The organism is Thermococcus sp. 2319x1 (assembly GCF_001484685.1).
Lineage (GTDB): Archaea > Methanobacteriota_B > Thermococci > Thermococcales > Thermococcaceae > Thermococcus_A.
This window is the reverse complement of record NZ_CP012200.1, coordinates 717,701-730,919: the sequence shown is the minus strand read 5'-3', so window position 1 is coordinate 730,919 and position 13,219 is coordinate 717,701. Positions and strand designations below refer to the sequence as shown.

13 protein-coding genes are annotated in these 13,219 nt (G+C 45.0%); 3 read left to right on the top strand and 10 right to left on the bottom strand.

Annotated features, from left to right (window positions below; all coding sequences use genetic code 11):
* Positions 1–19: 19 nt before the first annotated feature.
* From ADU37_RS04105 to ADU37_RS11830, 7 genes are all read right to left on the bottom strand, one after another.
* Positions 20–1,396, bottom strand: coding sequence for an acetyl ornithine aminotransferase family protein (locus ADU37_RS04105; protein ID WP_058946417.1), 1,377 nt, complete (start codon positions 1,394–1,396; stop codon positions 20–22).
* Positions 1,397–1,443: 47 nt separating this feature from the next.
* Entirely contained in the window at positions 1,444–2,802 is a 1,359-nt protein-coding gene (locus ADU37_RS04100; RefSeq protein WP_238982000.1) for a sodium:alanine symporter family protein, read from the bottom strand.
* Between the two features lie 85 nt (positions 2,803–2,887).
* Positions 2,888–4,006 (bottom strand): tungsten cofactor oxidoreductase radical SAM maturase, encoded by a 1,119-nt coding sequence (locus tag ADU37_RS04095; protein ID WP_058946416.1) that lies wholly within the window; start codon positions 4,004–4,006, stop codon positions 2,888–2,890.
* Positions 4,007–4,255: a ubiquitin-like small modifier protein 1 gene (locus ADU37_RS04090; protein ID WP_058946415.1), complete on the bottom strand. Its 249-nt coding sequence runs from the start codon at positions 4,253–4,255 to the stop codon at positions 4,007–4,009.
* A gap of 34 nt (positions 4,256–4,289) precedes the next feature.
* The gene (locus ADU37_RS04085) at positions 4,290–6,107 is read right to left on the bottom strand and encodes an aldehyde ferredoxin oxidoreductase family protein (RefSeq protein WP_058946414.1); all 1,818 of its coding nucleotides are present in this window, start codon (positions 6,105–6,107) and stop codon (positions 4,290–4,292) included.
* Between the two features lie 157 nt (positions 6,108–6,264).
* Complete coding sequence (locus tag ADU37_RS11835) at positions 6,265–6,600, bottom strand: hypothetical protein (RefSeq protein ID WP_058946413.1); 336 nt, start codon at positions 6,598–6,600, stop codon at positions 6,265–6,267.
* Positions 6,593–6,814 carry an NTP transferase domain-containing protein gene (locus tag ADU37_RS11830; RefSeq protein WP_058946412.1) on the bottom strand — a complete coding sequence of 74 codons (222 nt, stop codon included), beginning with the start codon at positions 6,812–6,814 and terminating at the stop codon, positions 6,593–6,595. The genes ADU37_RS11835 and ADU37_RS11830 overlap by 8 nt, the downstream gene beginning before the upstream one ends.
* Before the next feature lie 130 nt (positions 6,815–6,944).
* On the opposite strand from ADU37_RS11830, the gene ADU37_RS04070 reads away from it, so the two are divergent.
* The gene (locus ADU37_RS04070; RefSeq protein WP_058946411.1) at positions 6,945–8,447 is read left to right on the top strand and encodes a carboxypeptidase M32; all 1,503 of its coding nucleotides are present in this window, start codon (positions 6,945–6,947) and stop codon (positions 8,445–8,447) included.
* Here ADU37_RS04070 and ADU37_RS04065 read toward each other — a convergent pair.
* Positions 8,439–8,795 (bottom strand): ASCH domain-containing protein, encoded by a 357-nt coding sequence (locus ADU37_RS04065; RefSeq protein ID WP_058946410.1) that lies wholly within the window; start codon positions 8,793–8,795, stop codon positions 8,439–8,441. The two genes, ADU37_RS04070 and ADU37_RS04065, sit on opposite strands and share 9 nt — an antisense overlap.
* A gap of 1 nt (position 8,796) precedes the next feature.
* Positions 8,797–9,915, bottom strand: coding sequence for an NAD(P)/FAD-dependent oxidoreductase (locus tag ADU37_RS04060; protein ID WP_058946409.1), 1,119 nt, complete (start codon positions 9,913–9,915; stop codon positions 8,797–8,799).
* 63 nt (positions 9,916–9,978) lie between these two features.
* Here ADU37_RS04060 and pcp point away from each other — a divergent pair, with 63 nt between their 5' ends.
* On the top strand, positions 9,979–10,581 hold the full coding sequence (gene pcp / locus ADU37_RS04055; RefSeq protein ID WP_058946408.1) for a pyroglutamyl-peptidase I: 603 nt from the start codon (positions 9,979–9,981) through the stop codon (positions 10,579–10,581).
* Here pcp and proS read toward each other — a convergent pair.
* A complete protein-coding gene (gene proS / locus ADU37_RS04050; protein WP_058946407.1) occupies positions 10,578–12,044 on the bottom strand; it encodes a proline--tRNA ligase in 1,467 nt (488 codons plus the stop codon). The genes pcp and proS overlap by 4 nt on opposite strands.
* A 107-nt stretch (positions 12,045–12,151) precedes the next feature.
* Between proS and ADU37_RS04045 the strand changes: the two genes are divergently transcribed.
* Positions 12,152–13,153, top strand: coding sequence for a 2-hydroxyacid dehydrogenase (locus ADU37_RS04045; RefSeq protein WP_058946406.1), 1,002 nt, complete (start codon positions 12,152–12,154; stop codon positions 13,151–13,153).
* Positions 13,154–13,219 lie beyond the last annotated feature (66 nt).

Below are 13,219 nucleotides of genomic sequence, written 5' to 3'. Positions count from 1 at the left end.
GGTGTTAAAAAGAAGAGAACTAGTGCCACGTAACGGTTTTGTGCTTCACCTTTCCAGCGAGAGCATCTTTTAATGCCTGCTCCATAATCTCCAGTCCTTTTTCGGCAATCTCTTCCGTTATTACAAGCGGTGGCGTTATTCTTATGACGTTTCCGAACATGCCGTAGCTCGGCAAAATTAAGCCAAGCTCAAATGCCCTCCAACAGATTTTTCCGGTTAACTCTGGGTCTGGAATCTTGGTGTTGAGTTTCACTATCTCCACGCCTATCATCAAGCCCTTGCCCCTAACGTCTCCAATGACATCGTAGCTATCCTTCATTTCAAGCAAGCGCTTCTTTATGAAGTCCCCAACCTTCAGTGCGTTTTCTAAGAGGTTTTCCTCCTCTATTATTCTGAGCGTTGCATATGCTGCCGCTGAAATAACGGGATTGGCGGCAGGTGTGAGCAGAGCAGAACCGCTTGTCATCTCCATGAGCTCAGCCTTTCCAATTACTCCACTGAGCCCCATTCCACTTGCCACACCCTTTCCAAAGGATATAAAGTCTGGCTCAACACCAAACCACTCACTTGCAAACCACTTTCCGGTTCTTCCAATTCCTGTCTGCACTTCATCCATTGCCAAGAGAATCCCATATTCGTCTAGTACTTTTTTGAGCTCTTTGAAGAAGTTCTCTGGTGGAACAACGATTCCAGCGTCTCCCTGAATGGGCTCAGCTAAAAGAACGCTTACCTCATCCGGAGGCACCACATGGGCAAAAACGTAATTCTCCAGATAGTCCAAAAAGGCGTTTATCAGCTCGTTAGGCTCTTCATAGCCGTCTATCCTCCACGGGTTTCTATAAGGGTTGGGATATGGAATCCAGACAACATTTGGAACTAATGGTGAGAATCCCCTCTTCTGTGAGCTTTGAAAGGCGGCAACGGATGTCGCTCCATAGGTCTGGCCGTGGTAAGCCCCAATGAAGGCAACTATCCAGGGTTTTCTTGTGGCAAAACGGGCAACTTTCATAAGCAGATCAATGGAATCACTCCCACTCAAACCAAAGAGAATTTTTGGGTTTTCTATTGGGGCTTTCTCGACCAGAATTTCAGCAACTTCTATCGCTCTTTTGCTGTATGTGTAGCCGATCATCGAATGCTGTATCTTTGCCACCTGTTCCTGAACTTCTTTAACTAACTTGGGATGAGCATAACCGGTTGAAGCCGCAGCGGCTCCGGCAAGAAAGTCTATAAAAACATTGCCGTCTACATCCTCTATCAAAGCTCCGTAACCTCTCTCAGGGACAACGGGGAAAAGCTTAACACCTAAGCCTTGTGAAATAACCTTCTTCTCCCTCTCTACGAGTTCCCTGGCCTTTGGCCCCGGAGGAGTAACAACTAGTCTTGGATATTTCACTTAAATCACCTCACAAAACGATAAAAAGTCAAAAAGAAAAAGAGAAATCATGGGTTTGCAGAGACGAACTCGTCGGTGTACCTTTTGATAACCGTTGCCAAGAGTATGAGTCCAACGAGGTTTGGTATTGCCATAAGTCCGTTCATCATGTCTGAGAATGTCCATACGTTTTCAAGGGCAGTTGTGGCACCGATGTAGAGGAACACTACGAAGAGGAGGTTGTAGATCAGGTGAAGTCTTGGATAGAGCTTCGCGAACTTCTCTGGATTCCCTTCAATCCACTTTGCAAGGTACATAATGTTCTGTCTGCCGTAGAAAGACCATGCAAGCACTGTGGAGTACGCGAAGAGAATGACGCCTATAACAACCATGATCTCACCTATGTGTCCAAATGCCCTTGCGAAAGCCTCTTGGGTTAGGGGAGTGCTCGTCTTTCCAGTTTCCCACGCCCCGGTGGCAACTATTGAAATACCGGTAAGTGAACATATCAGGATTGTGTCAATGAATGGTCCAAGCATTGCCACGTGGGCCTGTCTTGATGGATGATCTGTTCTTGCTGTAGCGTGAACGAATGTAGCAGTTCCCAAACCAGCTTCGTTGGAGAACAGACCTCTAGCCACCCCCCACCTTATTACGGTACCCACTGCACCACCGGCAACGGCTTCTCCAGTGAATGCATCTTTGAATATAAGGGCTATTGCAGATGGCAGCTGACCGGCGTACTTAATCCAGACACCAATTGCAAAGATGAAGTAGACTATTGCCATAAAGGGAACTAAAGCCTCTGCAACTTCTCCGATTCTCTTAATTCCACCAACGATAACTATGAAGGTTATGAAAGCAAAGAACACACCTGTTATCCATGTTGGAACGTTGAACGCCTGCTTCATTCCCAGTGCTAGAGAGTTTGCCTGTGTCATGTTTCCAATTCCAAATGCTGAAATCGCTGCAAATAACGCGAAGAGTATTGCGAGGGTCTTGCCAAGGGTTGGAAGTGAGCGCCCCGTTAATAGGTATAGCGCCAGTATAAGGAAGAGAATTGCTATTATGACGGCGAGTACCATTAATCCCCCGCTTAGCTTTGTGGCTTCATAGCCGATGAATATTGCAAAGAGGGTTATTAAGAGCCCAGCTATTGTCCTGAAAGTTGGTGAGATTTCCTCCTCTGCCAGTCCTCTCTCCAAGAAGTTGAAGGTTCCACCGATCATTGTTCCATCTGGCAACTTGCTTCTAAAGGCAACTCCCAAAAGTCCCTCCGAGTACCTAGTTGCCATTCCAACGAGAGCTGTGACCCACATCCAGAACATTGCACCCGGTCCTCCGGCAGCTATTGCAGTCGCTACACCCGCTATGTTTCCTATACCTACTGTTCCAGCAATGGTTGCATTTAAAACTTTCTGGCACATTTATGAACCTCAATGAAATAAAATCGAAGAGAGGTGCGTTACCAACGAATATATTTTCAAAGATTTTATGAGGCTAAATGAAAGATCACCAGAACTTTCCATGCTCCTCTCTTGGAATCGGGCAGAGAACTATTCTCCTTGCCCACAAGCAATCCCCACAGCTTGGCACGTTTCCCCAGCAGTCCATTTTTGAGCCCTTGGCATAATCACACGCGTCAACAATGGGACAATCTGTGCAGGAGGGGTAGAGAGAGTTCCTAACACTAAACCTGAACCATGTATATTCTCTGCCCGTCCATATCTCTTTCAGGGATTTTTCTTTCACATTGCCAAAGGAATAAGCTTCCACCCTTTTCTCCCTTCCGAAAATGTGTTCCGGATATGTATGGAGAAAGCGATAACAAGGTGCAACCTCTCCATCCCATCTAACAACTGCAACGTTGTTTTCAACAAAGTCACAGTGTCTCTCACTCCTAAGTTTAAATTCCGCTACTTTGACTGGAAATCCACGGTATATCTGGGGGTAAAGTTTTGAGAGTGCATTGCTTATATCGACGCTTCCATCGTAGATTATCATCTCGGCGTGCTCCGCTGTAATCGGCATTAGGTTTGAGAAAAGCAGTGCGTCTATGTTGAACTTGGAGAGATACTTCACAAGCTCTGCCATTTGTGTGTAGTTCTCTTTTGTCAAGACTACTTCAACTCCAACATGCGGAATCTCGGTGTTTTCCCTCTTCTTTATCTCGGCAAACTTTTTGAGCCGTTCAACGGTAACGCTGGGCATTATGTGACCCAATTTTGTTGGCTGTGTTGGGATTGCATCAAGTGAGATGTATATCAAATCAACTCTGAGCTTCACGAGCTCTTCAATAAGTTTATCCGTGAGGGGAAAGCCGTTCGTTGAAATTCCCAACGCATATCCTCTCTTCTTCACTTCCTTCACCATATCCATAAAACGAGGGTGTACAAGGGGCTCGCCAATGCCACCAAAGTAAATCATCTTTAAGTTGGGGAACTCTTCCGCATCCCTCAGAATTTTCAAGAAAAGGTCATAATCCATATCTCCTTCTTTATCCTCCCAGTACTGCTTAAAACACATCTCACATCTTAGATTACAGCGGTTTGTTATTTCAATGTAGAGGTACTTCATATCCGGAGATTTAGGAAGCAGAATCTTAGCGTTGTCCCAGTGAAACTCGTGCATTCAACCGCCTCCGACTGGTGGGAATATGCTTACCACGTCTTCGTCTTTAAGTTTGGTGTTAAGTTTCTCAAGGTGCTCGATGTTTTTTCCGTTAACCAGGATAACGGCTCCCTTTTCGAGCTCTTTTTTCATTTTAGGATACTCGTTATAGAGCTTTTCCAAAAGCTCCCCTACCGTATCAGCCTGAACTTCCAGTTCGTTTTTTCCAACAATCCCTCTAAGGGTAGCAAAAACCCTTACCCTAACCATTTTCCTCACCCAAAAATAAATAATGGAAGAAAAGTTAATAATACTTGTCCAAACCAAGCTCCTTGAGCTTCTCCTCAGTCGGGTATCCTTTCTCGTCCCAGCCCCTGAGCTTGTAGTATTTTGGAAGGATCTCGTGGAGTTTTACCACGTGTCCTTTGTTGGGTCCTTCAGGCATTGGCTCTTCCAAGAATCTCTTGGGCAAAGTATCGTCTTTTTCTGGGACTAAACCGGCTTTAAGGTTGAAGATCCTCTCAATGTTCCATACTCTCTCTCCCGCCTTGAGCCACTCATCAGTCGTAAACTCAAAGCCCGTTGCGGCATTCAGCATCTCGGAGTAATCATCTGCTCCAAGTGCAAAGCTCGTGAAGAGGCACAAGCCGGAGGAGTCAATTACTGCGGTTAAGTCTTGGAATATCTTAACCCACTTGGCCTTCTCTTCGCTTACGTCGTGGGGATCAAGCTTTACAGGAACACCGAGGATTTCTGGGCTGATCATGTAACCTCTAACGTGACATCCACCTCTGTTGGAGGTGGCATAAGTTACACCGTGTCCTTCTGCTCCTCTGGGATCATATGCCGGGAGCTCCTGCTTTTTAACGCTCATTGAGTATTCTGGATGCCCGTAGCTCTCAGCCAAGCGGTAGCTTCCTTCAGCTAGTTTGTCCCCAAAGCCCTCTCTCTTCGCAATCTTCTCGATGTAGTAGTGGAGCACTTCAGTGTTACCGAATCTCAAGGGCGGTGCGTCTCCAAGCTCTTCCTGCTTTATGATGCCCCTCTCATAAAGCTCCATAGCTGCCGCTAAAGTTCCACCTGTTGAAATCGTATCAAGGCCAAACTCATCACATAGGTGGTTCGCTATCACTATGCTTGCCAGGTCGTTTATACCACAGGTTGCACCAAGGGCCCATATGCTTTCGTATTCGGGACCTTCGGTAATTCCTATGGCCGGGTGATACGAGACCCTTCCACATCCAATTGGACATGCAAAGCATGGGTGGTTTCTCACCAGGTACTTTGCAGCTAAGGCCTCACCGCTCTGCTCGTAGGCATACTTGAATACTCCAGTCTGGAAATTGTTCGTTGGATAAAGGCCGTTTTCATTTATTATGTTTACCAGAACTGCGGTTCCATACTGTGGAAGTCCTCCGCCCGTAATTGGGTTCTCCTTTATCTTCTTTATCTTCTCCTTAACGACGCTCATGAACTTTTCTTTGTCGGCGAGCTCTACTTGCTTTGTTCCCCTAACTACAACAGCCTTCAAATTCTTGCTCCCCATTACTGCTCCTACACCACTTCTTCCAGCGGCTCTATGTTTGTCGTTCATTATGTTTGCAAACTTTACAAGTTTCTCTCCAGCGGGGCCTATACAAGCAACCCTCGCCTTTTTGTCCCCAAACTCTTCAAGGAGCTTGTCAGTAGTTTCTCCAACTCTTTTACCCCAGAGGTGGGAGGCATCTTTGATCTCCACATCTTCGTCCTTTATGCTTATGTAGACCGGATGGTCTGCCTTTCCCTCAACAATCAAGGCATCATAACCCGCAAACTTCAGCTCTGCACCAAAGAAGCCACCTGAGTTGCTTGAAGCTATGAACCCCGTTAGCGGAGACTTTGTAACCACCATGTATCTACCGCCAGTTGGAGCAGTTGTTCCGGTCAAGGGCCCCGTGGCAAAGATTAACTTATTCTCCGGGCTGAATGGATCAACCTTTGGATCTATTTCCTCTAAAAGGATCTTTGTTGCAAGGCCTCTACCGCCGATGAACTCCTTTGCGTCTTCTTCCTTCAGTTCTTCCACTTTTATTTCTCCCGTCGTTAGGTTAACTCTCAATATTTTTCCCATATACCCAAACATAAAGCAACACCTCAAGCAAATATCAATATATGATTACGCATTTCAAATTATAAAATTTGACGAAAATAAAATAGTTTGCAGAAAAGAAAGAGGTTAAACAGTAATGTTCACATTAGAACATTATGTTGAATATAAATTCATCAATGAACAAATATGTTTATGACTTATCTCCCAGGGTTTTCACCTTTTTGGACCAGATAAACTGTGACCAAAACTCTAGCTTCTCTTTTTCTCCGATCAGAGCGTCGTACTCTTCAAGTGCTTTTCCAATATCTGCTACCCTCCCATCTTCTATTTTCACCTTTGTAGCTTCTTCAGTATTTGTGAGTTTCCCTTCCCTATCAACTACAAGCCCCTTACCCTTCAAGGCTTCTCTAATAAAGGCTTCCTCATAGATGTGATCGCTCATCACTACGACAAACCTTTCCGAGACGTATGGACGGGCGAGATATAGGCTGTATCCGTTCCCCCTTTCTGGGAACTCATTAATCACATCTAAAGTTGTTTTTCCTTAAAAATCCCTCAAACTTTTCCTTGTATAAGGGATTGGTAACAATCACAAACTCGTCAATTCCTTCCATTTCAAGAATTTTCATCGTTCTGTAAAGTATCTCCCTTCCAGCAACTTTTATTAGGCCCTTGGGAGTTTCCTTGCTGAGTTTTCCCATTCGAGTTCCAAGCCCGGCCGCCAGAATTACCGCTTTCATCTTGCATCCTCAATACCTTTTTTCTTGGTTTTCTAAAAAGCTTTGGTGTTTTCAAGCGAGTTTTTGCGTTAAGATGCATATCGAAAGAGTTAAAAATGTAGCGGACTTAGATACACATAGGTGAATAAAGATGGCTGAGGAGATATTCCAAAACGAGACCATAAAACAGATTTTGGCCCACTATAGGAAGATATGGGCAATTGGACATGCTCAGAGCGTTCTTGGGTGGGATATGGAAGTAAACATGCCCAAAATGGGGATAACCGAGAGAAGCACAGCACAGGGGGAGCTTTCAGTTTTGGCCCATAGTTTTATGCTGGAGCCAAAGTTTGTTGAGCTTGTGGAGAAAGCAGCTGGGGAAGAGTTAAACGATTATGAGAGAGGAGTCGTTAGAGTACTGCAGAGGGAGATAAGAATAGCAAAGGCATTCCCACCGGAGTTCGTTAGGGAGCTGAGTGAAGTTAGAAGCAGAGCAACCATGGCATGGGCTGAGGCGAAGGAAAAGGACGACTTCAAGAAGTTTGAGCCGTGGCTTGATAAAATAATAGAGCTTGCAAAGAAGGCGGCAGATTACCTCGGCTATGAGGAATATCCATACGATGCCCTCCTTGATTTATATGAAGAGGGGCTGAGAACAAGAGATTTGGAGCCCATATTTGAAAAGCTGGAAAAGGAGCTGAAACCTATTCTGGACAGAATACTTGAGGAAGGCAAGATTCCCAGGGAGCATCCATTAGAGAAGGAGGAATACGACGTTGAGAGCATGAAAAAGGTTAATTTAAAGGTTCTTGAGCTCTTGGGATATCCTTTAGGAACAAGAGGTCGCTTGGATGTGTCACCTCATCCGTTCACGACGGAGTTTGGGATTCATGACGTTAGAATAACAACCAGATATGAGGGCTTTGATTTCAGGAGAACCCTCTTAGCTGTGGTTCACGAATTTGGTCATGCACTTTATGAGCTCCAGGTGGACGAGAGGTTTATGTTCTCCCCAGTGGCCGGAGGTGTTTCCCTCGGAATCCACGAGAGCCAGAGCAGATTTTGGGAGAACATCATTGGAAGAAGCAGGGAATTTGCAGGGTTAATTTACCCAATCCTCAAGGAAAATCTCCCATTCATGTCAAAATACACTGAAGAGGACGTTTACAATTACTTCAACATAGTCAGGCCGGACTTCATAAGGGTGGAGGCAGATGAAGTTACCTATAACTTGCATATCCTCTTGAGATACAAACTTGAGAAGCTCATGGTAAACGAAGAAGTCAAGGCCAAGGATTTACCTGAGCTCTGGAACGAAGAGATGGAGAGGCTTCTCGGCATAAGACCAAAGAGCTACAAAGAGGGAATTCTCCAAGATATTCACTGGGCCCACGGAACCGTTGGCTACTTCCCCACCTACAGCATCGGAACACTCCTGGCAACGCAGATTAGGAGCTACATCCTTAAGGACATCCCGGACTTCTACGAAAAGGTCGCAAACGGAGAATTTGCGCCGATAAGAGAATGGCTGAGGGAGAAAGTGCACAAATATGGAAGCATGTATCCACCAAAAGAACTCCTCGAGAGAAGCTTCGGAGAAGGCATAAATCCAGGATACTTCATAGAATACATAAAGGAAAAATATCTAGGCTGAAGTCCCTTCCTTTTTTTCTATCTCCTCTATTGGCTCCACCTCAATCGCCACAACTCCGTATTTCCTTTCTTCCTCTTCGCTGTAGAATTTTCTGTAGGTTTCTACTCCTTCATCTATGCTCTTGACATTCGGGAGAACCCTATCAAGTCCCTCTTTCTCAAGCATTTCCTTGAACGATGGATAGACCCTTAAGGCTTTTACTCTTACTTTTAAGCGTCCCTCAAAAACTATTACATCTCCCGGCTTTATCTGCCTTCGCTTTTCATCGTACAGCCTTCCCTCAATCTTCTTTTTTCCCTCTTTTATCAGCTTCAGATACTCCTCTTGAAGCCCCATTTCCCACTCCATTTTACACCACCAGATATCTCAATAACATTGGGGTGACTCTCAAGGCCCTTGCAAGCAAACGTGGATGCTTTACAAGAGCAGTTATTGTTTTCTTGTGGTCGTCAAAGTCCGCGTAGTTCTCTATCACCTCTATCGCTTCTCTGCTTGAAAGAACCTCGAAGAGCTTCTCTATTTTTTCTTGGTCGAGGGCTTTGAAAAGCTTCCTAACTCTGAGTCCAAAGGCAATCTGCTTCTTTATATCCCCACAGAGATTTTCGTAAATAGCCAGGTTATTCTTTCTTATGGCGTATCTGAGTGCATGAGCACAGAGCATCCCGTATACGATACCTCCGGCCGTTAGAGGCTTTATCTGCAAAGCGGCATCTCCCACGAGTGCAACGTTTTCCTTTACCCATGGTTTTCTGAATCCAAAACCGACGTTTCCGGCTTTTATCTCAACAACTTGTGTTTCTCTGAGGAGCCTTAGCCTTAAAAACCTTATAAGTGCATCGTAGCTTCCAAAAGTACCCACCCTTGCTAGGGATTCATTTACCGGAGCCACCCACATGAAAAACTCCCCGTTTATGTCCTTGTTCACCCACACTTCAACGAAATCCTTCTTTTTAAAGTCTCCAACCACTTCAACTTCGTAACCGCTCAAAAATTCTGCCTCTGCCCTTACCCCAATTTCCTGGGCGACTTTGCTTGACACTCCGTCGGCTCCAACGTAGAAATCGCCCTCTATCTCGAACCTCTCGTTAAACCTCTGTACAAGAGCCTTTCCATTTTTAAACCCCAAGAATCTGGCTCCCATATAGTATTCGGCACCTTTTTTGACCGCTCTCTCGGCAAGGCTCTTTTCGAGAATCTTCCTGTCGACCATATATGCCTGTGGAGCTTTCCTTTTTATCTCAAAGCTCTGAATTCTGGAATAAAACACCGCGCCTCTGAACTCGTTAAGAATCGCTTCCTTTGGAAGGTTGAGCTTTTCAAAATTTTCTGCCCCGATTATACCTGTGCATGCCTTACCTCCAAAAGAGGTCTTTGCTTCAACTACTGCAACCTCAAACTCTCCCGCAAGAAGGTTTGCGAGGTAATTCCCAACTGCTCCCCCACCTATTATCACAACATCATATTTCATAAGCTTCACCGAAAAGTGTAACCTTTAAATCTTAATTAAACTTTAGCCTTTTTGGTGACTAAAATGAAAGTCTTGGTTACGGGTTTTGAGCCTTTCGGGGGAGAGAAGATAAACCCATCTTGGGAAGCCGTCAAGGGGCTTCCTGAGAAAATCAAAAACGCGGAGATAATAAAGCACCAGCTTCCGGTGAGCTTTAAGGGAGTTAAAGAAAAGCTGCCCAAGATTATAGAAGATGTTAAGCCGGATGTTGTGATCCTCACAGGCCAGGCCGGTGGAAGGGTTAACATAACAGTTGAAAGGGTTGCGATAAACGTTATGGATGCAAGGATGGAAGACAACGAGGGATACAAGCCAGAGGACGAACCAATATTTGAAGATGCTCCAGCGGCTTATTTTGCTACAATACCCGTAAAGAGAATTGTAAAAGCTCTAAGGGAGAATAAAATTCCCTCCATGGTGTCCAACTCAGCCGGAACCTACGTGTGCAACACCGCCATGTACACGGCTCTACACTACATAGCAGTAAACGGATTGGAGGCGAAAGCGGGCTTTATACACGTTCCATATATCCCCGAGCAGGTTTTAGAAAAGCCACAGCCTTCGATGAGTCTCGAGATGATAAGGAGAGCAGTAGAAATAGCAATAAGAGAAAGCATAAAGAGTTAGTATGTCCTTGCAAACCTTGCTATGTACTTCGCTTCTTTTCCACAGTGGGCACACTTCTTCCCTTCAATCTTTGCAGCCTCTTCTGGGTACGGTATTCCGAGCATACTTGCATCCAAGATTTCTTCCATCTCCACACCGCAGCTCTCTTCACCGCACCATGGGAGCTCCACTACTCCTCTTCTGTCTTCAAAGAGCTGTTTAGCTTCTTCTATTGTATCAACCCTCTTTATGTGGCTCTCCAAAAACTCTTTTGCCCTTGCATAGAGATTCTCCATTACTGCATCGAGGGCCTTTCTGACTTCTTCAACGATTTTTTCCCTCTCGACGGTGAACTTTTCAAAGGTGTCTCTTCTTGCCAGAACTGCCTTTTTGCTCTCGACGTCCCTCGGTCCAACCTCAATTCTCAATGGGACGCCCTTGATTTCCCAGTCGTAGAACTTTCTCCCGGGTCTTATCTCCTCTCTATCGTCTACATGAACTCTAATGCCAGCCGTCTTGAGCTCTTCGGCAATTTCCTTGGCATAGGCATTAACATCATATGGAGAGTCCTTCACTGGAATCGGAACTATCACCACCTGGATGGGGGCTATTGTTGGAGGCAACACAAGGCCGTTGTCGTCTCCATGCACCGCCATGACGGCAGCAAGCAGTCTTTCGCTCATTCCAAATGTAGTCTGGTGAACATAGTCGTGGGTTCCGTCCTCTTTTTCATAGGTTATCTCGTATGCCTTTGCAAAATTCTGCTTGTAGTTGTGCATTGTCCCAATTTGCAGAGTCCTCCCATCGGGCATTATTACTTCCGCACCGAGAGAATAGAACGCTCCTGGGAACTTATCCCAGTCCGGTCTTTTTGAGACAATGTAAGGCAGAGCGAGTTTTTTGGCAAGGTTGTCAAATATCTCAAGGTCTTCCTTTATCTGCCTCTCGGCATCTTCAAAGCTGTCATGAGCGGTGTGGGACTCAAAGAATCTGCTTATTTCCCTTACCCTGATCAAAGGTCTTGTATGCTTCGTCTCATATCTATAAACGTTAACTATCTGATAAACCTTGAAGGGCAGATCTGCGTGAGACCTAATCCATAGGTTAAACATGGGGTACATGGCGGTTTCACTGGTTGGTCTCAAAATAAGCTTTATATCCAGGGGCTTCTCACCAGCCTGTGTTACCCACAAAACTTCCCCATGGAATCCCGCTATGTGCTCTGCCTCTTTCTCAAACTCCGTCTCTGGAATTAAAGCTGGAAAGAGCACTTCGTCATGGCCTGTCCTTCTCATTTCCTCATGAATGAAGTTTTCAATGTTCCTCATAATCCTTAATCCATATGGCAACCAGACGTTCATTCCCTTTACCGGGTATCTCTTATCTTGTATCCCAGCGAGCTCTATCATCTCATTGTACCATTCGCTGAACTCGTTTGACCACCTTTCTCTCTTTACTTTTGGTTTTTTACTGGCATCATCCATAAACTCACCACCTATTCCTTAAAAATGCCCAATGTTTTTTAATCTTTCGCAGATTTCTCAAAAAGTTTTATTAACATGTTTCGATGAAAGTTTTAGTGGTGAAAGAAATGAAGCCAAAAGTCTTGGTTCTTTTTAACATGAAGAGTGAACCCTTAGAGCTCTTGAAGCAGTATTGCGATGTTGACGTCTTGGTTTATCCCGAGAAGGAAAGGATATTAGAAATAATAGGCAAATACGATGGACTAATAGTCTCACCCTTGAATAGGGTGGATAGAGAAATAATTGAGAGAGGAGAAAAGCTTAAGGTCATAAGTACCCACTCCGCTGGCTACGACCATATAGACGTTGAAGCGGCAACTGAAAGGGGAATATACGTAACAAAGGTTAGTGGGGTTTTAAGCGAAGCCGTTGCAGAGTTTGCCGTGGGTTTGACCATAGCTCTCCTGAGGAAAATTGCCTATTCGGACAAGTTCGTGAGAAGGGGCCTTTGGGACTCCCACAGGACGGTTTGGGGATGGTATAAAAGAGTGGAAACGGTCTACGGCAAGAAGGTTGGAATCCTTGGAATGGGTCCAATAGGCAAGGCCATAGCAAGAAGAATGAAAGCTCTTGGAACGGAAATCTACTACTGGAGCAGAAGCAGAAAAGAGGATATAGAAAAGGAAGTAAATGCAAAGTGGCTTCCACTTGAGGAGGTTTTAAAGCAGAGCGACATTGTTATCCTTGCCCTTCCTTCAACCCCAGAAACTTATCGCATAATAAATGAGGAAAGAATTAAGCTCATGGAAGGGAAGTATCTAATAAACATAGGCAGAGGAAGCTTGGTTGATGAAAAAGCCCTCATCAAGGCCCTAAAAGAAGGGAAACTCAAGGGATTTGCCACCGACGTTTATGAAAAGGAGCCGCTTCAGGAGAGCGAACTCTTTGAAATGGAATGGGAAACGGTGCTTACTCCCCATCACGCAGGATTGGCGAAAGAGGCTATGAAAGACATGGGGTTCCAAGCAGTAAACAATCTGCTGTCGATTTTTAAGGGCGAAATTCCGGAAAATATAGTAAACAGGGAAGTTCTCAAGATAAGGCCAGTAGAAGAGGTTAAACTCCTCTGACATTTCCTTTAACTTTTAAGTTATAAGTTCTTCGCCATCAAAGAAGGAATAAAATGCAAAAAGAGG